The sequence below is a fragment of the Roseburia sp. AF20-18LB genome (genome assembly GCF_003461185.1).
In the GTDB taxonomy this organism is placed as follows: domain Bacteria; phylum Bacillota; class Clostridia; order Lachnospirales; family Lachnospiraceae; genus Roseburia_C; species Roseburia_C amylophila.
Genome location: NZ_QTWP01000005.1, coordinates 136,766 through 157,344 on the forward strand (window position 1 = coordinate 136,766; position 20,579 = coordinate 157,344).

General features: G+C 40.4%; 35 protein-coding genes. 2 read left to right on the forward strand and 33 right to left on the reverse strand.

Features of this window, described 5'->3' with window-relative positions; genetic code table 11:
- Positions 1–98: 98 nt before the first annotated feature.
- From DWX65_RS10575 to putP, 33 genes are all read right to left on the reverse strand, one after another.
- Positions 99–635 (reverse strand): bL17 family ribosomal protein, encoded by a 537-nt coding sequence (locus DWX65_RS10575; RefSeq protein WP_022242762.1) that lies wholly within the window; start codon positions 633–635, stop codon positions 99–101.
- A gap of 131 nt (positions 636–766) precedes the next feature.
- Positions 767–1,729 (reverse strand): DNA-directed RNA polymerase subunit alpha, encoded by a 963-nt coding sequence (locus DWX65_RS10580; protein WP_022242763.1) that lies wholly within the window; start codon positions 1,727–1,729, stop codon positions 767–769.
- Positions 1,730–1,788: 59 nt separating this feature from the next.
- Positions 1,789–2,382 (reverse strand): 30S ribosomal protein S4, encoded by a 594-nt coding sequence (gene rpsD / locus DWX65_RS10585; RefSeq protein WP_022242764.1) that lies wholly within the window; start codon positions 2,380–2,382, stop codon positions 1,789–1,791.
- A gap of 18 nt (positions 2,383–2,400) precedes the next feature.
- Positions 2,401–2,793, reverse strand: a complete 393-nt coding sequence (gene rpsK / locus DWX65_RS10590; RefSeq protein WP_022242765.1) for a 30S ribosomal protein S11 — start codon at positions 2,791–2,793, stop codon at positions 2,401–2,403.
- 50 nt (positions 2,794–2,843) lie between these two features.
- Positions 2,844–3,212, reverse strand: coding sequence for a 30S ribosomal protein S13 (rpsM, locus tag DWX65_RS10595; RefSeq protein ID WP_022242766.1), 369 nt, complete (start codon positions 3,210–3,212; stop codon positions 2,844–2,846).
- Between the two features lie 262 nt (positions 3,213–3,474).
- Entirely contained in the window at positions 3,475–3,588 is a 114-nt protein-coding gene (gene rpmJ / locus DWX65_RS10600) for a 50S ribosomal protein L36 (RefSeq protein WP_003022746.1), read from the reverse strand.
- 170 nt (positions 3,589–3,758) lie between these two features.
- Positions 3,759–3,977: a translation initiation factor IF-1 gene (gene infA / locus DWX65_RS10605; protein WP_022242767.1), complete on the reverse strand. Its 219-nt coding sequence runs from the start codon at positions 3,975–3,977 to the stop codon at positions 3,759–3,761.
- Positions 3,978–3,996: 19 nt separating this feature from the next.
- Positions 3,997–4,263, reverse strand: coding sequence for a KOW domain-containing RNA-binding protein (locus DWX65_RS10610; protein ID WP_022242768.1), 267 nt, complete (start codon positions 4,261–4,263; stop codon positions 3,997–3,999).
- Positions 4,245–5,027, reverse strand: a complete 783-nt coding sequence (gene map / locus DWX65_RS10615; protein ID WP_022242769.1) for a type I methionyl aminopeptidase — start codon at positions 5,025–5,027, stop codon at positions 4,245–4,247. The genes DWX65_RS10610 and map overlap by 19 nt, the downstream gene beginning before the upstream one ends.
- Before the next feature lie 3 nt (positions 5,028–5,030).
- Entirely contained in the window at positions 5,031–5,675 is a 645-nt protein-coding gene (locus DWX65_RS10620) for an adenylate kinase (protein WP_118173424.1), read from the reverse strand.
- Between the two features lie 117 nt (positions 5,676–5,792).
- Entirely contained in the window at positions 5,793–7,109 is a 1,317-nt protein-coding gene (secY, locus tag DWX65_RS10625) for a preprotein translocase subunit SecY (RefSeq protein WP_118173425.1), read from the reverse strand.
- Complete coding sequence (rplO, locus tag DWX65_RS10630; RefSeq protein ID WP_022242772.1) at positions 7,109–7,549, reverse strand: 50S ribosomal protein L15; 441 nt, start codon at positions 7,547–7,549, stop codon at positions 7,109–7,111. The genes secY and rplO overlap by 1 nt, the downstream gene beginning before the upstream one ends.
- Before the next feature lie 25 nt (positions 7,550–7,574).
- Entirely contained in the window at positions 7,575–7,754 is a 180-nt protein-coding gene (rpmD, locus tag DWX65_RS10635; RefSeq protein WP_022242773.1) for a 50S ribosomal protein L30, read from the reverse strand.
- Between the two features lie 13 nt (positions 7,755–7,767).
- Entirely contained in the window at positions 7,768–8,277 is a 510-nt protein-coding gene (gene rpsE, locus DWX65_RS10640; RefSeq protein ID WP_022242774.1) for a 30S ribosomal protein S5, read from the reverse strand.
- An 18-nt stretch (positions 8,278–8,295) separates the two neighbouring features.
- Positions 8,296–8,664: a 50S ribosomal protein L18 gene (rplR, locus tag DWX65_RS10645; RefSeq protein ID WP_117698351.1), complete on the reverse strand. Its 369-nt coding sequence runs from the start codon at positions 8,662–8,664 to the stop codon at positions 8,296–8,298.
- Positions 8,665–8,682: 18 nt separating this feature from the next.
- A complete protein-coding gene (gene rplF / locus DWX65_RS10650) occupies positions 8,683–9,222 on the reverse strand; it encodes a 50S ribosomal protein L6 (protein WP_022242776.1) in 540 nt (179 codons plus the stop codon).
- Between the two features lie 190 nt (positions 9,223–9,412).
- A complete protein-coding gene (gene rpsH / locus DWX65_RS10655) occupies positions 9,413–9,817 on the reverse strand; it encodes a 30S ribosomal protein S8 (protein ID WP_117698350.1) in 405 nt (134 codons plus the stop codon).
- A 115-nt stretch (positions 9,818–9,932) separates the two neighbouring features.
- Positions 9,933–10,118 carry a type Z 30S ribosomal protein S14 gene (locus tag DWX65_RS10660; protein WP_022242778.1) on the reverse strand — a complete coding sequence of 62 codons (186 nt, stop codon included), beginning with the start codon at positions 10,116–10,118 and terminating at the stop codon, positions 9,933–9,935.
- A gap of 17 nt (positions 10,119–10,135) precedes the next feature.
- The gene (rplE, locus tag DWX65_RS10665; RefSeq protein WP_022242779.1) at positions 10,136–10,675 is read right to left on the reverse strand and encodes a 50S ribosomal protein L5; all 540 of its coding nucleotides are present in this window, start codon (positions 10,673–10,675) and stop codon (positions 10,136–10,138) included.
- 24 nt (positions 10,676–10,699) lie between these two features.
- On the reverse strand, positions 10,700–11,011 hold the full coding sequence (rplX, locus tag DWX65_RS10670) for a 50S ribosomal protein L24 (protein ID WP_022242780.1): 312 nt from the start codon (positions 11,009–11,011) through the stop codon (positions 10,700–10,702).
- Between the two features lie 13 nt (positions 11,012–11,024).
- Positions 11,025–11,393, reverse strand: a complete 369-nt coding sequence (gene rplN / locus DWX65_RS10675; RefSeq protein ID WP_022242781.1) for a 50S ribosomal protein L14 — start codon at positions 11,391–11,393, stop codon at positions 11,025–11,027.
- Positions 11,394–11,411: 18 nt separating this feature from the next.
- Positions 11,412–11,669 carry a 30S ribosomal protein S17 gene (gene rpsQ, locus DWX65_RS10680; protein ID WP_022242782.1) on the reverse strand — a complete coding sequence of 86 codons (258 nt, stop codon included), beginning with the start codon at positions 11,667–11,669 and terminating at the stop codon, positions 11,412–11,414.
- A 64-nt stretch (positions 11,670–11,733) separates the two neighbouring features.
- Positions 11,734–11,943: a 50S ribosomal protein L29 gene (gene rpmC, locus DWX65_RS10685; protein WP_022242783.1), complete on the reverse strand. Its 210-nt coding sequence runs from the start codon at positions 11,941–11,943 to the stop codon at positions 11,734–11,736.
- Positions 11,933–12,370 (reverse strand): 50S ribosomal protein L16, encoded by a 438-nt coding sequence (rplP, locus tag DWX65_RS10690; protein ID WP_022242784.1) that lies wholly within the window; start codon positions 12,368–12,370, stop codon positions 11,933–11,935. Before rplP ends, rpmC begins: the two co-directional genes overlap by 11 nt.
- Positions 12,370–13,026 carry a 30S ribosomal protein S3 gene (gene rpsC / locus DWX65_RS10695; protein WP_117698349.1) on the reverse strand — a complete coding sequence of 219 codons (657 nt, stop codon included), beginning with the start codon at positions 13,024–13,026 and terminating at the stop codon, positions 12,370–12,372. Before rpsC ends, rplP begins: the two co-directional genes overlap by 1 nt.
- Before the next feature lie 10 nt (positions 13,027–13,036).
- On the reverse strand, positions 13,037–13,423 hold the full coding sequence (rplV, locus tag DWX65_RS10700) for a 50S ribosomal protein L22 (protein ID WP_022242786.1): 387 nt from the start codon (positions 13,421–13,423) through the stop codon (positions 13,037–13,039).
- Between the two features lie 27 nt (positions 13,424–13,450).
- A complete protein-coding gene (gene rpsS / locus DWX65_RS10705) occupies positions 13,451–13,732 on the reverse strand; it encodes a 30S ribosomal protein S19 (protein WP_022242787.1) in 282 nt (93 codons plus the stop codon).
- An 18-nt stretch (positions 13,733–13,750) separates the two neighbouring features.
- Positions 13,751–14,593, reverse strand: coding sequence for a 50S ribosomal protein L2 (gene rplB, locus DWX65_RS10710; RefSeq protein WP_022242788.1), 843 nt, complete (start codon positions 14,591–14,593; stop codon positions 13,751–13,753).
- A gap of 68 nt (positions 14,594–14,661) precedes the next feature.
- The gene (rplW, locus tag DWX65_RS10715; protein WP_022242789.1) at positions 14,662–14,961 is read right to left on the reverse strand and encodes a 50S ribosomal protein L23; all 300 of its coding nucleotides are present in this window, start codon (positions 14,959–14,961) and stop codon (positions 14,662–14,664) included.
- A complete protein-coding gene (gene rplD / locus DWX65_RS10720; protein WP_022242790.1) occupies positions 14,961–15,581 on the reverse strand; it encodes a 50S ribosomal protein L4 in 621 nt (206 codons plus the stop codon). Before rplD ends, rplW begins: the two co-directional genes overlap by 1 nt.
- Before the next feature lie 27 nt (positions 15,582–15,608).
- Positions 15,609–16,292, reverse strand: coding sequence for a 50S ribosomal protein L3 (gene rplC / locus DWX65_RS10725; RefSeq protein ID WP_022242791.1), 684 nt, complete (start codon positions 16,290–16,292; stop codon positions 15,609–15,611).
- 92 nt (positions 16,293–16,384) lie between these two features.
- Positions 16,385–16,696 carry a 30S ribosomal protein S10 gene (gene rpsJ, locus DWX65_RS10730; protein WP_117698348.1) on the reverse strand — a complete coding sequence of 104 codons (312 nt, stop codon included), beginning with the start codon at positions 16,694–16,696 and terminating at the stop codon, positions 16,385–16,387.
- Between the two features lie 410 nt (positions 16,697–17,106).
- On the reverse strand, positions 17,107–18,678 hold the full coding sequence (putP, locus tag DWX65_RS10735; RefSeq protein WP_117841520.1) for a sodium/proline symporter PutP: 1,572 nt from the start codon (positions 18,676–18,678) through the stop codon (positions 17,107–17,109).
- Between the two features lie 159 nt (positions 18,679–18,837).
- On the opposite strand from putP, the gene DWX65_RS10740 reads away from it, so the two are divergent.
- The gene (locus tag DWX65_RS10740; RefSeq protein WP_118173426.1) at positions 18,838–19,656 is read left to right on the forward strand and encodes a hypothetical protein; all 819 of its coding nucleotides are present in this window, start codon (positions 18,838–18,840) and stop codon (positions 19,654–19,656) included.
- A gap of 193 nt (positions 19,657–19,849) precedes the next feature.
- Positions 19,850–20,545, forward strand: coding sequence for a zinc ribbon domain-containing protein (locus tag DWX65_RS10745; RefSeq protein ID WP_118056977.1), 696 nt, complete (start codon positions 19,850–19,852; stop codon positions 20,543–20,545).
- Positions 20,546–20,579: the final 34 nt, after the last annotated feature.

Consider the following 20,579-nt stretch of genomic DNA (forward strand, 5'->3'; position numbering starts at 1 on the left):
ATCAAGTTGACAAATGTCTCATTTCCTGTAAACAAGAAAAAAAAGAGCCAGGACACGAATGTCCTGACTCTTAATTGATTCATATAAAACGATGTTAATTATACTAACTCGATAAGAACTTCTAAAGCTCCGTCACCTTTACGCTGACCAATCTTTACGATTCTTGTGTAACCACCGTTACGGTCTGCATACTTAGGTGCGATTTCGTCGAATAATTTTGCAACTAAATCAACTTTCTTTGTATTTTTCTTCTTTCCTGCTGCTTCTGTAGGAACTTCAGTTACAGGATAAAGAACTTTTAACATCTCTCTTCTTGCATGAAGACGGGAAGGATTATCCTTCTTGATTGTTTTCTCCACTTCGTCATATACAGTAACTTTCTTACCATCTACAACTTCTTTTACTCTCTTGCCGTCTTTGTCTTTTCTTGCAACTTTAGCTTTTACAGTAACTTCTTCGAAGTTATCTTTCTCGCGAACTGCCATTGCAATAAGGCCTTCTGCAATTTTACGGATTTCTTTTGCTTTTGCTTCTGTGGTAACAATTTTACCATTGTTTAATAATGCTGTTACCTGATTTCTCAGTAATGCTTTTCTCTGGGAAGATGTTCTTCCTAATTTTCTATACTTTGCCATTTTTATTCCTCCATTTGTGGTACATCCGGCCATGCTCATCGGACTTACTTACCGAATGCTTGTTTTGTGCCACTCATGAACCAACATCACCACGCTCGTCGGGCTTACTGGTGCTGCTGCACTGAGTTATCTTAAACCTCGTCGCCCTGATTGAGCTGAAGGCCTAATTCTTTTAATTTTGCTAATACTTCTTCCAAAGACTTACGTCCAAGGTTACGAACTTTCATCATATCTTCCGGTGTACGGTTTGTAAGTTCTTCAACAGTATTGATACCTGCTCTCTTCAAGCAGTTGTAAGAACGTACGGATAACTCCAGTTCGTCAATGTTCATCTCAAGAACTTTTTCCTTCGCATTGTCTTCTTTCTCAATCATGACTTCTGCTGTCTTAGCATTCTCGGAAAGGTCAATGAAAAGACTTAAGTGCTCGCTTAATACCTTTGCAGCTAAGCTGACTGCTTCATCTGGAGCAAGTGTTCCATTGGTATATACGTCAAGTGTCAGTTTATCGTAATCGGTAATCTGACCCACACGGGTATTCTGAATGGATAAGTTCACACGCTCTACCGGTGTATAGATAGAATCTACTGCGATTACACCAATTGGTAAATCTGCATCTTTGTTCTTATCTGCGCTGACATAACCTCTACCTTTGGTAATGGTTAATTCCATGTATAATTTGGAATCAGCACCGCCGTTTAAGTGTGCAATTACTAAATCCGGATTCATGATCTGAATATCCTGATCTACCTGAATATCTGCTGCTGTAACAACGCCTTCACCACTGAACTCAATATAAGCTACCTTAGGCTCATCATCAGCGCTGTTATTACGGATTGCAAGCTCTTTGATGTTCATAATGATTTCAGTAACATCTTCCTTTACGCCAGGAATAGAACTGAACTCATGAAGTACACCATCGATTTTAACCTGACTTACTGCTGCACCTGGCAGGGATGACAACATGATTCTTCTTAAAGAATTACCAAGTGTTGTACCATATCCTCTTTCCAAAGGTTCGCATACGAATCTTCCATATCTTTTGTCTTCAGAAATTTCAGCAATTTCAATTGTTGGTTTTTGAAAATCGAACACTACAAAGCCCCTCCTTCTTTCGGGTAATTTGTTTCTTCTTTCAGCCCGCTAGTTTATGATTATTTAGAATACAACTCGACGATAAGCATCTCGTCTACTGGTACATCAATCATTTCTCTGGAAGGTAACTCTTTTACGGTTCCCTGCATTTTCTCTGCATCAACATCAAGCCATTCCGGAACTAATCTGCCGCCAGCTACTTCTACGACATCTTTCATTCTCTGGGAATTTTTACGGCTCTCTTTGATTTCGATTACATCGCCAGCTTTTACCAGGTAAGAAGGAATGTTAACTAACTTTCCGTTAACTGTAACGAATTTGTGGTCAACAATCTGTCTTGCTTCTCTTCTGGTTCTTGCAAATCCAAGACGGAAGATAACATTATCAAGACGGCTCTCTAAGATAGTCATCAGGTTTGTACCTGTCATGCCTTTCATCTGGTCTGCTTTATCATAATAGTTACGGAATGGTTTCTCTAATACTCCGTAAATGAATTTTGCTTTCTGTTTTTCGCGAAGCTGAAGGCCATACTCAGATACCTTCTTGTTCGCTCTCTTTAATTCTCTGTTAGATTTTTTATCATATCCCAAATAACTTGGCTCTAAACCAAGAGATCTGCATCTTTTCAGAACAGGAACTTTATTTACTGCCATTTTAGATATCCCTCCTAATTATACTCTACGACGTTTTGGTGGACGACATCCATTGTGAGGAACTGGAGTTACGTCACGAATAGAAAGAACTTCAAGTCCGGCTGCCTGAAGGGCACGGATTGCTGCTTCTCTTCCTGATCCTGGTCCTTTAACCATAACATCAACTGTTTTTAATCCATGTATAAGAGCTGCTTTTGTAGCAGTTTCTGCTGCCATCTGTGCAGCATATGGAGTAGATTTCTTTGAACCTCTAAATCCAAGACCACCGGCACTTGCCCATGATAATGCATTACCTTCAGCATCTGTTAATGTAACGATGGTGTTATTGAAGGATGCCTGAATATGTGCCTGTCCATGTTCAACGTTTTTTCTTACACGCTTTTTTGTCACTTTTTTTGTAACTTTAGCCATATCTAAACTAACCTACTTTCTTAAATTTAAAATTATAAAGTTGCCAAGAATTATTTCTTCTTGTTTGCAACAGTTCTCTTAGGACCTTTTCTTGTTCTTGCATTGGTCTTTGTTTTCTGACCACGAACCGGAAGTCCTTTTCTATGACGGATTCCACGATAGCATCCGATTTCCTGTAATCTCTTGATATCAAGAGCTGTCTGACGTCTTAAGTCACCTTCTACAACCTGAGTCTCATCGATTACTGCACTAATTCTTTTTACCTCGTCGTCAGTTAAGTCTCTGCAACGGGTATCAGGATTAACGTTTGCCTCAGCAAGGATACGGTCAGCACTAACTCTGCCGATTCCATAGATATAAGTCAAACCAATCTCAACACGTTTTTCTCTTGGTAAATCTACACCTGCAATACGAGCCATGTGTGTTTACACCTCCATATAGATTTCTTTGTTAATAGTAAGGAATTCCAAAGACCCATGCAGCTGCGGTTTCCCGCCCTGAAATGTGTGCATACACCTTTTTCTTCCTATAGTAATGATTGCTTAGCAATCCCAGCCACAATCTGCTGCATCCTCTCGGTATGTAAGGACTGCGCAACAGACCACGCGCGTTCGCGTTATATTATGAACAGCACATTCTCATGCGCTGCAGCCGCACATAATTTTTCAAACAAAGTGGAAATTAACCCTGTCTCTGTTTGTGCTTAGGGTTTTCACAGATGATTCTGATGCTTCCCTTTCTTTTGATAACTTTGCACTTCTCGCAAATAGGTTTAACTGATGATCTTACCTTCACAGCATAATCCTCCTTTCTACTTGCCTGCGCCCCGGAAAACCTGTTTCCATGGGTATTTCTCTTTTCTTTCTGCTAAACAGCATAATATGCCCTTGTTTTCACAAAAGCGTCCATTTAGCATTTTAGCATAGAGATTCCGAAAAATCAACTACTTTTCTCGAATTTTCTCCTTATTTATCTCTCCAGATAATTCTGCCCTTTGTCAGATCATATGGAGACATCTCAATCGTAACCTTATCACCTGGTAAGATACGAATGAAATTCATTCTTAATTTGCCGCTGATATGTGCCAGTACCTGATGGCCATTCTCAAGCTGCACCTGAAACATTGCGTTTGGAAGCTTTTCCAAAATTGTTCCTTCTACTTCAATTACATCTGCCTTTGACATTTTCTTTCCTCCTGCTAAATCAATCTTTTCTGGTTAATATATATTGCTCATAAGCCTTAATCAGCTTTGCTGCTTTTGCATTTTCTGTAAGCCCAGGTTTATTTACTGCTTCTAAGACTTCCTGCGGAAGCTTTTTTACAAGCTGTACATGTTTGTAGCTTTTCTTTCTCGGCCGGTCACAGGTTCTTGTGGTTCCATTTACAAGATAGACGAATTTTTCATCCTGTGACTGCACTACATAGTACTGATTCCGGTCGTGACCTGCCTTTACTCTTGCCAGATACATTCTCTTTCCTCCTCTGTCAATGTAAGGATTTCCGGTCTTCCTTCTGTAATCAGAATGGTGTTTTCATAATGTGCAGATAAGGAACCATCGTAGGTTACTACTGTCCATTCATCATCCATCCATTCCACATCCGGGCTTCCGGCATTTATCATCGGCTCAACTGCCAATGTCATTCCTGCCTTCAGCTTCAGTCCTCTTCTCCACTGACGGAAATTCGGAATCTCCGGTTCCTCATGAAGATGGGTTCCAATGCCATGCCCTACCAGATCATATACAACTCCGTAGCCGTAACTTTCTGCATAATCTCCAATTGCTCCTGAGATTTCATAAAGCCTTCTTCCGGCTCTTGCATACTGCATTCCCTGGAAAAAGCTTTCCCGGGTTCTTTCTATTAAAAGAGCAGCCTCTTTACTGATTTCACCAACTCCATGGGTTCTTGCCGCATCGGAATGATATCCCTTATAGATAAGACCGGTATCAAGGCTTACGATATCGCCTTCCTTAATAATATGGTCTTTTCTTGGAATTCCATGAACAACTTCGTCGTTGACCGATACACAGACGGATGCCGGATAGCCCTGATAATTCAGGAAATTCGGTTCGCAGCCAAGGCTGCGGATGGTCTCTTCTCCGATTTTATCAATCTCCCATGTGCTGATTCCAGGTTTGATTGCACGTTCCAGTTCCTGATGTACTTTAGCAAGATACTTTCCTGCCTGACGCATCAGCTCTATTTCTTCTGCTGATTTAATCGTAACCGACATTATTTACACTCCTAAGATTGTAACGATGGCTTTGAATACTTCATCCATCGGCTGTGTTCCGTCTACAGATTTTAAAATGCCCTGATTCTTATAATAATCAATCAATGGCTGTGTCTGCTCATGATATACTTTTAATCTCTTCTGAACTGTCTCTGGCTTATCATCTTCACGCAATACGATTTCGCTGCCACAACGGTCACAGATTCCTTCTACCTTTGGTGGAATGGAAATAAGATGATAGGTTGCTCCACAATTTAAGCAGGCTCTTCTGCCGCTCATACGATTTACGATATTTTCGTCTGGAACATCTACATCAATTGCATAGTCCATCTTCTCGTTTATTTTACCAAGTGCTGCATCCAATGCTTCTGCCTGAGGAATGGTTCTTGGAAAACCGTCCAGTACGAAGCCGTTCTTGCAGTCATCCTGCTGTATTCTGTCCATTACCAGATCACAGGTTAATTCATCCGGAACTAAAGCGCCCTGGTCCATATACTGTTTTGCTTTCTTGCCTAATTCTGTTCCGTTTTTGATATTTGCACGGAAAATATCTCCTGTTGAGATGTGTGGAATAGAATATTTATCTGCAATCTGTTTTGCCTGTGTACCTTTACCAGCACCCGGCGCTCCTAACATAATAATTTTCATATAAAGAAAACCTCCTGTTTACCTTCTTCTTTGCAAGCTAATCTGCTTTTTCTTCTATAAACAACTTTAGTGCACCACAGGAGACGCTGCATTTGCAGCACCCCCTTCTGGTACACATTAGTCATTCAAAAATCCTTTATAGTAACGAACTAACATCTGGGATTCGATCTGTTTAATTGTCTCGATAACAACACCTACGATAATGATGATAGATGTTCCACCGAAAGATACGTTTGCTTTAAATACTCCATTGAAGAAGATTGGAATAACTGCAACAATGGATAAGCCTGCCGCACCGATAAAGACAATGTAATTTAAAATCCGATTCAGATAATCGCTGGTTGGTTTTCCAGGTCTGATACCCGGGATAAATCCACCCTGTCTCTTCATGTTGTTCGCAATCTCCAGCGGATTGAATGTAATGGATGTATAGAAGTATGCAAATGCAATAATCAATACAAGATATACAGCCAAACCAATGCTGTAGATTGGCTCCTGTGGGTTACACCAGTTAGACTGGGATAATCCCTTTAAAATCTTACTGCCAATTCCTGTTCCATTGCCCTTTCCTAAGAGAGACGCAATAACAACCGGAAACTGCATTAAAGACTGTGCGAAGATAACCGGGATAACTCCACCGGTATTTACTTTCAGAGGAATATGCGTAGACTGACCGCCTACCTGTTTTCTTCCCTGAATTTTCTTCGAATATTGTACCGGAATCTTTCTCTGAGCTGCCTGAAGGACAACGACAAAGACAACGGTTACTAAAATGATTGCTGCGATAATTACTACTGCAAGAACTGCTTTTGCAGGAATCTTTCCTTTTACAAACTGCTCATACAGTGTTCCAAAATCGTTAGGAATTCGTGAAATAATGTTGATTACAAGTACGATAGAAATACCGTTTCCAACACCCTTTTCCGTAATTCTCTCACCAATCCACATAAGTACTGCAGAACCTGCTGTCAAGGTTACAATTACCTGAAGAATCGTAAGCCATCCTTTATCGGTCAGATAACCGCTTCTGGAGAATCCGATTGCCATTGCAATTGCTTCGATTAAAGCCAGAGCAATAGTCACATAACGTGTAATCTCTGCAATTTTCTTTCTTCCTTCTTCACCGTCACGCTGCATCTCTTCCAGTTTTGGAATTGCAATCGTCAACAGCTGCATGATGATGGAAGATGTGATATATGGTGTGATATTCAATGCAAAGACGGACATCTGTAAGAATGAACCGCCTGTTACTGCATCGAAAAAGTTAAACGCATCACTACTCTGATTAGCAAACCAGTCTGCAAACACATTCCGGTCAACACCCGGAATCGGTAACTGTGAACCGATTCGGATGATAATCAGCATAAAAAAGGTAAATAAAATTCTATTTCTAATATCTTTTACTTTAAATGCGTTACGAACTGTATCAAACATTAGATCACCTCAGCTTTTCCACCAAGAGCCTCGATTTTTTCTTTTGCGCTTGCGCTGAATGCATTAGCCTGAACTGTGAGCTTCTTAGTAAGTTCGCCGTTTCCAAGGATCTTAACTCCATCTCTTGGATTCTTTACGATACCTTTTTCCAGTAAAGTTTCAACAGATACTACTGCATCGTTGTCGAATACTTCAAGAGCAGATACATTGATTCCAACGATAGTCTTGGAATTAATACATTTAAAACCTCTCTTCGGTAATCTTCTGTATAAAGGCATCTGGCCACCTTCAAAGCCTGGTCTTGGAGCTCCGGAACGAGCTTTCTGTCCCTTGTGTCCTTTACCAGCGGTCTTACCGTTTCCTGAACCGTGACCACGGCCTCTTCTGAAATTATCACTATGCTTAGAACCTAATGCCGGCTGTAAATTGGATAAATCCATTTCTGGCACCTCCTTATCTCTATAATTAGATTTCTTCTACTTTCACTAAATGTCTTACCTGCTGAATCATTCCTCTAACAGCTTTGTTATCCGGACGTTCAACTGATGCACCAATTTTCTTAAGACCTAATGCTTCTACTGTCTTTTTATTCTTTGGCACTGCACCGATAGTAGATTTTACGAGTGTAATTTTTAAATTTGCCATTTCTTATTCCTCCTTAACCTACTACTTCTTCTACAGATAATCCACGAAGTTTTGCAACTTCTTCCGGGGATTTCAGTTTGCTTAAAGCATCGATAGTAGCAAGTACTACGTTCTGCTTATTGTTGGAACCAAGAGATTTTGTACGAATATTCTCGATTCCTGCCAGCTCACATACGTTACGAGCCGGACCGCCTGCGATAACACCGGTACCTTCTGGAGCTCTCTTTAATAAAACAGATGCACCAGTATGTTTTCCGCTGATATCATGAGTAATACTATTGTTCTCATCTAATTTTACAGTGATAAGTTTTTTCATAGCATCTTCTTTTCCTTTGCGGATTGCTTCAGGAATTTCAGTTGCTTTTCCAAGTCCTGCGCCCACATGACCATTGCCGTCACCAACAACAACAAGAGCTGTGAAACGCATGTTACGTCCACCTTTTACAACTTTCGTAACGCGCTTGATTGATACCACTTTTTCTGTTAATTCTAATTGACTAGCATCAATAATTGTACGTTTCATGTACTGTTTTCCTCCTTATTAGAATTCTAATCCAGCTTCTCTTGCTGCGTCAGCTAATGCTTTTACTTTTCCGGAATATATGAAACCGCCTCTATCAAAGACAACTGTTGTAATACCTTTTTCTAATGCTTTCTTTGCAATTGCAGTACCAACCTGTGCTGCTGCATCAACGTTATTAGTCTTCTCGCAAGCTGCTTTTACATCTTTATCCATTGTAGATGCTGCTACGAGGGTATTGCCAACTGTATCGTCAATAATCTGAGCGTACATATGATTATTACTTCTAAACACAGCTAAACGTGGTCTCTCTGCTGTTCCAGCCAGGCGATTACGCAGTCTTCTATGTTTATTTTCACGAGCTGCTGTTCTTGATTCTTTATTAACCATCTCTCGTCACTCCTTTAATTATTTCTTACCAGTTTTACCAACTTTACGTCTAATAACTTCATCAGCATATTTGATACCTTTTCCTTTGTAAGGTTCAGGTCTTCTCTTATCTCTGATTTCAGCTGCGTACTGGCCAACTTTTTCTTTATCGATACCTTTGATGATAATCTTGTTACCATCTACTGTAGACTCTAATCCTTCTGGATCTTCCATCTCTACCGGATGAGAATATCCAAGGTTTAATGTAAGTTTCTTTCCTGCTTTAGATGCTCTGTAACCTACACCATTTACTTCAAGTTCTTTGGTAAATCCATCTGTTACACCAACAACCATGTTGTGAATCAGTGTTCTTGTTAATCCGTGTAAGGATTTCATTTTCTTCAAATCATTTGGTCTTGTAACGGTTACTTCAGAACCTTCTACTTTGATTTCCATCTCGGATGGTAATACTCTGCTTAATGTTCCTTTTGGACCCTTTACAGTCACCTGATTATTTTCTGCTAATTCCACAGTAACACCTGCTGGAATTGCGATTGGCATTCTTCCAATTCGTGACATGCCCGTACCTCCTGTATAATTTGTGGTTTATTGTTACCTGCGCTATGCCTTAAGAATATACTCTTAAGGTAGTTCTGCTCGCTAACTTCGCACCGCACCCCAAAGGGCTTGCGCTCAGTAATCTCACAGAACGGCTTTCACACTAGCCTCAATCTTCGCCTGCGGCTCGATTTCATCAAGTGTTCAATGCCTACCAAACAAATGCTAATACTTCGCCACCAACCTGAAGCTTTCTAGCCTCTTTGTCAGTGATGATTCCCTGGTTTGTGGAAAGAATTGCGATTCCAAGTCCACCAAGTACCTTAGGAAGATTATCTTTACCAGCGTATACACGAAGTCCTGGTTTAGAAATTCTCTTCAGTCCGGTAATAATCTTTTCATTCTTATCTGCACCATATTTTAAGGTTACACGAATGGTCTTAAAGATTCCATCTTCAATGATGTCATATTTTGCAATGTATCCTTCTCTTACTAAAATGTCTGCGATTGCCACTTTGATTTTAGAAGCCGGGATATCAACTGTATCATGTTTTGCAGTGTTTGCATTACGGATTCTTGTAAGCATATCTGCAATTGGATCACTTGTCATTGTCATGATGTGTCTGCCTCCTATTATTCTTCTCTTTCTTTGTTGTAGATGTTCTCCGTCAAGTTCGACCTACGCCACAAGGGCTTCGGTCTCACTCAATTTAAGAGAATGGCTTTACAGCCTACCAGCTTGCTTTCTTTACGCCCGGAATCTGACCTTTGTAAGCCAGTTCACGGAAGCAAACTCTACAGATTCCATATTTTCTTAAATATGCATGTGGACGACCACAGATTCTGCAACGATTGTATTCTCTAGAAGAGAATTTCTGTTTACGCTGCTGTTTTACTTTCATAGAAGTCTTTGCCATTTAAATTCCCTCCTGTCTTATTTAGCGAATGGCATATTGAATAATGTCAATAATTCGCGTGCTTCTTCGTCTGTCTTTGCAGTTGTTACGAAAATAATATCCATTCCTCTTACTTTATCAACCTTATCGAATTCAATTTCAGGGAAAATGATCTGCTCTTTGATACCAAGAGCGTAGTTACCTCTACCGTCGAAAGCGTTCGGATTAACTCCTCTGAAGTCACGTACTCGTGGTAAAGCTAAGTTTACCAGACGGTCTACGAACTCATACATCTTCTCGCCTCTTAAAGTAACTTTACATCCGATTGGCATTCCTTCTCTTAACTTGAAGTTAGCGATGGAATTCTTCGCCTTTGTAGTAACTGGTTTCTGACCGGAAATTGTTTCCATATCTTTCATAGCTGACTCTAAGATTTTAGCGTTTTCTTTTGCTTCACCAACACCCATGTTGATAACAATCTTAGAAAGCTTTGGTACTTCCATAATGTTTTTATAGCCGAACTTTTTGGTCATTGCATCAATGATCTCGTTCTGGTACTGATCTTTAAGTCTACTCAACTTGCTGCTCCTCCTCTCTTACGATTAATCGATTACATCACCTGTAGATTTTGCATAACGTACTTTCTTATCTCCATCCATTTTGAAACCTACACGGGTAGCTTTTCCTTTGTGAAGATACATTACGTTAGAAGCATCAATAGGTCCTTCCTGATGGATGATTCCACCCTGCTGGTTAGCCATGCTTGGTTTTGCATGTTTTGTTACCATATTGATACCTTCAACAAGTAAAGTATTGTTTTTCTTATTTACAGCAATTACTTTGCCTTCTTTGTCTTTGTCTTTTCCAGCGATTACCTTTACAGTATCACCTTTTTTAATTTTCAAGCTTGCCATTTTCGGGTACCTCCTACAATACTTCCGGAGCCAGAGAAACAATTTTCATAAACTGTTTTTCACGAAGCTCTCTTGCTACTGGTCCAAAAATACGAGTTCCTCTTGGGGTTTTATCATCTTTGATAATAACTGCAGCGTTTTCATCGAATTTGATATAAGAGCCATCTTTACGACGAGCACCTTTTACTGTACGAACAACGACTGCCTTTACAACGTCACCTTTTTTAACAACGCCGCCTGGTGTTGCATCTTTAACAGTAGCTGTAATTACATCACCAATATTTGCATATCTTCTGGTTGAACCGCCCATAACACGGATGCACAGCAATTCTTTTGCTCCAGTGTTATCAGCAACCTTAAGTCTGGTTTCCTGTTGTACCATGCCGGTAGCCTCCTTCTATTATTTTGCTCTTTCCATAATCTCTACAAGTCTCCATCTCTTATCTTTAGAGAGTGGTCTTGTTTCCATTACTCTGACGGTATCACCGATTTTACACTCGTTGTTCTCATCATGAGCTTTTAATTTGTATGTCTTCTTTACGATCTTGTTATATAATGCATGTCTTACGTTATCTTTAACAGCAACAACAATGGTCTTATCCATTTTATCACTTACAACAACGCCTACACGTGTTTTTCTAAGATTTCTTTCTTCCACGACGAATCTCCTTTCATTTATGATTGCCTGTTTGCCTGCTTAAGCAGGTATGATTCTTTTGAAATTATTCAGCAACTTTTTCTTTCTGAGTAATAACGGTCTGGATTCTGGCAATATTCTTTCTAACTTCTTTGATTCTGCTCGTGTTATCCAGCTGATTTGTTGCGTTCTGGAATCTCAAATTGAAAAGTTCTTTTTTAGCTTCAACCAACTGCATTTTTAAATCAGCAGCGGACTGTGTGTTTAATTCTTCTAAATATTTACTAGTTTTCATTTGATTCACCGCCTTCTAAGTCTGCACGAGAAACCACTTTGCATTTACAAGGTAATTTGTGTGTAGCAAGACGTAATGCCTCTTTTGCAACCTCATCAGATACATCAGAGATTTCAAATAATACACGTCCTGGTTTTACTACAGCTACCCAGTACTCTAAAGTTCCTTTTCCGGAACCCATACGGGTTTCTGCTGGTTTTGCAGTTACTGGTTTGTCTGGGAAAATTTTAATCCAGACACGGCCACCACGCTTGATATATCTTGTCATAGCAATACGGGCTGCCTCAATCTGATTGGAACGAATCCAGCATGGTTCAAGTGCTACGATACCGTAGGAACCATTTGTAATTTTATTTCCTCTCATCGCTTTTCCGGCCATAGAACCACGGAACTGTTTACGATGTTTTACTCTCTTAGGCATTAACATTACTGAACTCCTCCTTCCTTATTTCCTTTTGTAGGAAGTACTTCTCCTTTATAAATCCAAACTTTAACACCGACTTTACCGTATGTGGTGTCTGCTTCAGCAAATCCATACTCGATATCTGCTCTTAATGTCTGAAGTGGAATAGTTCCTTCTGAATAGAACTCGGTACGAGCCATATCAGCTCCGCCAAGACGTCCGGATACGGATGCCTTAATACCCTTTGCTCCAGCTTTCATACATCTTCCCATACAGGATTTCATTGCTCTACGGAAGGAAACACGGTTCTCTAACTGAAGTGCAATGTTCTCAGCTACTAACTGAGCATCTTTGTCTGGTCTCTTTACTTCTTTGATATCTACAACAAGTTTCTTGTCTGTAAATTTCTGTAATTCAGCTTTTACTTTCTCGATTTCAGCTCCGCCTTTACCGATTACAACGCCCGGCTTAGCTGTGTAAAGGATAACCTTTACTCTGTCGGATGCTCTTTCGATTTCAATCTTAGAAACACCTGCAGCATATAATTTCTTTTTCAGAAATGTTCTGATGTTATAGTCTTCTACTAAGAAATCAGCAAAATCAGATTCTGCGTACCACTTGGAATCCCAGTCTTTGATAACGCCGACTCTTAAGCCATGAGGATTAACCTTCTGTCCCATGTTTGCCCTCCTATCTTTCATTCAGCACAATTGTTAAGTGGCTTGTTCTCTTCTCGATTCTGTAAGCTCTACCCTGTGCTCTTGGTCTGATTCTCTTCATTGTTGGTCCTTTGTTTGCGTAGCACTCCTCAACATAAAGGTTTTCTGTGCTCATTCCGTTATTGTTCTCTGCATTTGCAATAGCAGATTTTAATAACTTCTCTATTACGCTTGATGCGTATCTTGGATTGTAAGTTACAATCGCAAGTGCTGTCTCAACGTCTTTACCGCGGATAGCATCTAATACGAAACAAGCTTTCTGAACTGACATTCTTGCATAAGACAACTTTGCGGAAGGTCTAGTATCTTTTACTGCATTTCTTTCTCTCTTAATCTGACTTCTATGTCCTTTTGCCATGAGTGAAACCTCCTTTCAAAATTCTATTTATCTAACGCCTGATTTCTTCTCGTCTTTTCCATGGCCTCTGTAAGTTCTTGTTGCTACGAACTCACCGAGTTTGTGTCCAACCATATCCTCTGTGACATATACAGGAACATGTTTTCTTCCGTCATGAACAGCAATTGTATGTCCAACGAAGGATGGGAAAATTGTGGAACGACGTGACCATGTCTTGATAACTGATTTATCATTTGCTGCGTTCATAGCATCTACTTTTTTCAGTAAGCTTTCGTCTGCAAATGGTCCTTTTTTAAGTGATCTTGCCATTTTATTTCCTCCTATCTACTATTTAATAGCTCTGCCGTCTCTTCTTCTTACGATTAACTTGTTAGAAGCTTTTTTCTTCTTACGTGTCTTAAGTCCAAGAGCAGGTTTGCCCCAAGGTGTACATGGACCTGGACGTCCAACTGGTGCCTTACCTTCTCCACCACCGTGTGGATGGTCATTCGGGTTCATAACAGAACCGCGGACTGTCGGGCGGATACCCATGTGACGTTTACGTCCTGCTTTACCGATATTTACAAGGTTGTGGTCACCGTTACCGATTACACCAATGGATGCACGGCAGTTCAGAGGAACCATTCTCATTTCTCCTGAAGGAAGACGAAGTGTTGCGTATTTTCCTTCTTTAGCCATTAACTGTGCGCTGTTTCCTGCAGAACGTACTAGCTGTCCGCCCTTGCCAGCGTATAACTCGATGTTGTGCACCTGAGTACCTACTGGGATGTTCTCCAGTGGCAAGCAGTTTCCAACTCTTACTTCTGCTTCTGCTCCGTTCATAACAGTCATTCCGTCTGTTAATCCTTCTGGAGCAAGGATATATGCTTTCTCGCCATCTGCATAACTGATTAAAGCGATGTTAGCTGTTCTGTTTGGATCGTACTCGATTCCGATTACAGTTGCCGGGATACCATCTTTTCTTCTCTTGAAGTCGATGATTCTGTATTTTCTTCTGTTTCCACCACCCTGGTGTCTTACTGTGATTTTACCCTGATTGTTACGACCGGAGTTCTTCTTTAAAGAAGTTGTAAGGGATTTCTCAGGAGTCTTCTTTGTGATTTCAGAGAAATCAGATCCAGTCATATTTCTTCTGGAAGGTGTATATGGGTTGTATGTCTTAATTCCCATTGTTTTTCTCCTTTCAATAAATAAGTTTATTATCGCACTTTTCTGTGCCTAGCTGAGTTTCCCGGATTTTACAGTCCGGAGAAAATCTCGATATCTGCACTATCTTCTGTTAACTGAACGATAGCTTTCTTTGTTTTCGCAGTTTTTCCAACTACAGCACCACGTCTTTTGTTCTTGCCCTCCTGGTTCATTGTGTTAACCTTGGCAACCTTAGCGCCTTCGAACATTTTCTCAACTGCTTCTTTGATCATGGTTTTGTTAGCTTCCGGATGTACTAAGAAAGTATATTTCTTTTCTCCCATAGCTGCCATACTCTTCTCAGTTACTACTGGTTTGAGGATTACATCATAATACTGTACGTTTGCCATTATGCATACACCTCCTCGATTTTTTCAACAGCAGCCTTTGTTGCTACTACTGTGTCATATTTCAATACATCAAATACGTTCATTTCGCTGGTCTGTGTTGTCTTAACAGTTGCAATGTTTGCAGCGGATTTGATTACGTTTGTATCCATATCGCCTAAAATAACTAATGCTTTGTCTGCTTTCAGATTGTTCATAACCTCTGCGAATTTCTTTGTTTTGATTTCGTCTAATTTCAGTTCATCAACAACGATGAATTTATTTTCCTGAACTTTAGATGTTAAAACAGATTTTAAAGCTGCTCTCTTTTCTTTCTTGTTTAATTTGAAAGAATAGTCTCTTGGTACTGGAGCGAATACTGTACCACCGCCAGTCCACTGCGGAGATCTTGTTGAACCCTGTCTTGCATGACCAGTTCCTTTCTGTCTCCAAGGTTTTCTTCCGCCACCGGATACTTCAGAACGTGTCTTAGCTTTCTGAGTTCCCTGACGATTGTTAGCTAACTGCTGAACTACTGCCATGTGTACCAGATGTTCGTTAATTTCTACACCGAATACAGCATCGTTTAAGTCCATATTGCCAACTTCTTTGCCTTCCATATTATAAACAGATACTTTAGCCATCTGTGTGTTCCTCCTTTCTTAAATGCACTATTTTGCTGCTTTTACTGATTCTTTGATTGTTACTAAAGCTTTCTTAGGTCCTGGAACAGCACCTTTGATTAAAAGCAGGTTGTTCTCTGCGTCTACTCTTACAACTTCAAGGTTCTGAGTTGTAATCTTAACACTTCCCATATGTCCCGGCATTCCTTTGCCCTTGAATACACGGCTAGGTGTAGAACAGGAACCATTGGAACCCTGATGACGATGGAATTTAGAACCGTGAGCCATAGGTCCTCTATGCTGACCAAGTCTCTTAATAGCGCCCTGGAATCCTTTACCTTTAGAAATTGCAGTTGCGTCTACATGATCGCCTTCTGCAAAGATATCTGCTTTGATTTCATCTGCAAGATTATAATCAGCTGCATTTTCAAGCTTGAACTCTCTTACAAATCTCTTTCCAGACACACCAGCTTTTTTGAAATGTCCCATTTCAGCTTTGTTTACGCCATGTCTGTTTCTGATTTCTTTCTTACCGTTGGCATCTTTGTTTACAACTTTTTCTTTCTTGTCAACAAAACCAACCTGTACTGCACTGTATCCGTCGTTTTCAACAGTTTTAATCTGTGTTACTACACAAGGACCAGCCTGTAATACAGTTACCGGCACTAATACGCCGTCTGCGTTGAAGATTTGAGTCATTCCGACTTTTGTCGCTAAAATTGCTTTCTTCATTATCTTTCCTCCTGTTTTTTCTACAGCGGAACGGTTTCCCGTTCATCCTAGAAAGCCTTGCGGCCCCTCAGGATTTACTACTTGTTTTGACTTTATTTCATTTTGATATCGATGTAGACACCAGCCGGCATTTCTAATCTTGATAATGCATCAACTGTTTTCTGTGTCGGAGCAATGATATCAATCAGTCTCTTATGAGTTCTCTGCTCGAACTGTTCTCTGGAATCTTTGTACTTGTGTACTGCTCTAAGAATGGTAACTACCTCTTTCTTAGTTGGCAGCGGCACCGGTCCGCTCACCTGTGATCCGTTTTTCTTTACAGTCTCGATGATTTTTTTTGCTGATGAATCTACTAATTCGTGATCATAAGCTTTCAATGTGATTCTCATTACTTGACTTGCCATAAAAAAAGTCGCCTCCTTTTCGCACTTTAATTCAGTACGACAAGCGGTGACTGTACACTTCTCCGTGTGTGTCATAAGCTTTACACACGTTGTTTCTACCTCTGTAGACCATATTCGTGATACAGTGACTTGTCGCCAGTTTCCTAACTTGACATTCGCTCCACGGAAAACCTGCCACAGTGGGCAGCAACCTCACGCTTCTACGCTATCAATGTCACAGCAAGGATTAGTATACACGACAGGTTACGCTTTTGCAATACTTTTTTTAGAAAAATTGTATTTTTTTGTGTACAATCCATTTCCTATCTTTTTTACGGTATTTTTCACTTCTGCCTTGTTTTTTCATTATAAAAAGCTGTTTACTTGCCGGCATCCTTTTACCATTGCAAATAAACAGCTTTTCTTTTCTATTATAATTCTATGCTCTTGTCAGCAACATCTGCAAATTCTTTCTGCATTTCCTCGCTTGGTGCTTTGGTGCAAAGACTCACAATTACGATACAGATTAAACTTAAGAAGAATCCTACCAGAAGGGAATAGATTCCGGTTCCGGTTCCAAGTGTTACCATGGTGCCGTCTGCGTTTTTCATCAAAGGAATATAATCCCAGATGATAACTGCCACACCACCGGATACAATTCCTGCAATTGCTCCCGGTTTGTTCGTCCGCTTCCAGAATAGTGACAATACTACCAGTGGTCCAAATGCAGCGCCAAAGCCTGCCCATGCATTGGATACCAGTCCCATAATGGAGTTGTTCGGATTCAGTGCAATGATATAAGCAATAATCGCAACTACCACTACGGTAATACGACTGACCATAAGAACCTTTTTATCACTTGCTTCTTTATTTACTACACCTTTGTATATATCTTCTGATACGGAAGATGCGGTTACTAAAAGCTGTGAATCTGCAGTAGACATAATTGCTGCAAGGATTCCGCACAGGAAGATTCCTGCAACAAACGGCAATGCATACTGCTTCGTAAACAAATGTGTAATCATATTAATGAATACATTTTCCGCAGAATCTGCCCCGGCGCTTCCAAGCACTTCCGGATACAGGTACGCTCTTCCAACCACACCGATGATGCAGGCAAAGGTTAAGGATAATGCTACCCAGACAATTGCAATACCTTTGGATTTATTTAATTCTTTCTGGCTCTTTACCGCCATAAATCTGGTCAGGATATGAGGCATTCCGCAATATCCCAATCCCCATGCGAGCTGTGAAATAATATCGATGGCACGATATGGCTCTCCACCATTCTGCCAGAGGCTCATATAGGAATCGCTTCCTCCTGCTACTCCGCTAGCATCTAAAAGTTCTCTTAATCCGCCATTGCCACTTACCACCGCATATGCCATCAGAGGCACTGCAAGAAGTGCAACCAGCATCAGCATTCCCTGGATAAAGTCTGTTACACATACTGCCATAAAACCTCCCATGAAGGTATACAGTAAAATAACAACTGCACCGATAGTTAAAGCTACGGTATAATCAACACCGGTTACTGCATGGAACAATTTTCCGCCTGCTGCAAATGCAGATGCAGTATATACCAGGAAGAATACGACTATTACTATAGAAGAAATACACAACAACACATTCTTCTTATCATGGAAACGATTCTGGAAATACTCCGGTAAAGTCAGGGAGTTATTGGCACGGATGGTATATCTGCGCAGTCTTCCGGAAATAAATATCCAGTTGCAGACCGTTCCAATAAACAGTCCAATAGCAATCCATGCCTGACCGGTTCCAAATGCATATACCGCACCCGGAAGTCCCATCAGAAGCCATCCGCTCATATCAGATGCCTGTGCGCTTAATGCTGCCACCCAGCCGCTTAAGCCTCTTCCTCCAAGAAAATAATCTTCTGAATTCTTTGTACTTTTCATATATTTCGCACCTATGGCAATCATCACACCCATATATACCACAAATGCCGCAAGAATCCACAGCACGTTACTGTTAAACATAAAATGTCCTCCTCTTAAATTACTTAATATTTAGAATAGCAATTGTTTGTTTTGTTGTAAAGTCTTATTTTATTTTGCCGATATTATTTATATAGTAGATTCTCATAAACGGCATATGTGAAAATGGATTTTCACAGAACTTTTCAAGGAGGAAAAGATATGAATCTCAAACTCGAAAACTCACTTGTGGTTCTTTCCCAACGCAAGAAGGAACAGGGGCTCCCGCAGCGTCCTACAAAAAAAGAACGGAACCAGGAGCTGACCCGGGAGGAACGCCTGTTACAGCATTATCAGGAACAGATTTCCCAGATGCATGAAAGTAATTTCCAGCAGGAGCTTCAGGCAAAATTAGACTCCGGTCAGGAATTAACTCCGGAGGAAGAACAGTATTTAGAAAAAGTCAATCCGGATGCCCTAAAAGAACATGAAAAGCTAAAGGAAGAAGTGGCAGCTTACCGTAAACAGCTTCAAAACTGCCGTACCAAAAAGGACGTTGAAAAGCTAAAACTCTATAAAATGGGGCAGTTTATGTCTGAAGTTAAGACAGTTTCCAATGACCCCCACATTCCAAAAGCCAAGAAAAAGGCTATGTTAGAGCAGATTTTAAAGCGCACCTATGCCATTGAAAAAGAACACAATGATTATACCAAGACGCCGGAATATCAGACAAAACCGGACAAAGAGCCTTATGAAGATGTAAGTCCAGCCGATAAGGATAAAAGTTCTGCCGATTCAACCGATGCAACGACATCCGATTCTGCCGATAATGTAGAAATCTCTTCCGGTTCGGATTCTGCCGAAGAGTCTGTGGGTGCAGCAGATGATGGCTCAGATAAGCACACTGCCGATTTGGTCAAAGCAGAGCATGACGATAAGTCTGGTGAAGAACCTGTCACTGCTCAGTCTGTACGACGCGAAATTAATATCCATCTTTCCGGGCTCCGCAAAAAAGCAGCTCATATTGATGCCAGCGTGTAAGGCAGATGGGGATTTCTTCTTATTTTATTGTTTACAGATATCAGGAAAACAGATAGAATGATATGATATAGGTGATTCGATGATATTTTTAAGGTTTTTGAGAGAAAGATGATTTCATTCTGTCAACGACCTGAATACAATACATCTGCATTACCTTATATAATATAATGAATACAAAAGGGGGAGACATTTTATGCAATGTCAATCATGCGGAACACAATATCCAGATAACTTTAGAACCTGCCCGAACTGCGGTGCACCGGCTCCAATGCCAAACCAGCGTCCATACAACGGACAGCCAAATCCTTATAATGGACAGCCCCAATTTAATAACGCTCAGCAGAACCCTTATAATGGACAGCCCCAATTTAATAACGCTCAGCAGAACCCTTATAATGGACAGCCTCAGTTTAACAATGCTCAGCAGAACCCTTATAATGGACAGCCTCAGTTTAACAATGCTCAGCAATATCCTTATGGCAATCCATACGCTGCACCGAATCAGGTTCCACAGGGAATGAGTAAACACGATTTCTATCATTCTCCACTCTGCAAGAAATACAGAGGAAATATTATTGCTTCTTCTGTTATCATTTATATATGTGTAGGAATTAATCTGCTTCTTATTGCTTTTTTACATAATTATACCTCACTGATTGATGCTGCAATTATGCTCGGACTCGGACTTGCTATTCATCTTGCGCAGAGCCGTGTATGCTCCATTTTACTTTGTGTCTATGGCGTCATTAATACCATTTTCGTATTCCTTTCGTCGGGAGAGTTTGGCGGATGGCTGATTCTTGTGGCAGCAATTTATGCTATTGTGGCAACTTTCCAGTATCAGGGTGCTTGGAATAAATATAGCAAGAGTGGTCAGATTCCTTATTAAAATATATCAATATAAGTGATTAAATTTAATCATA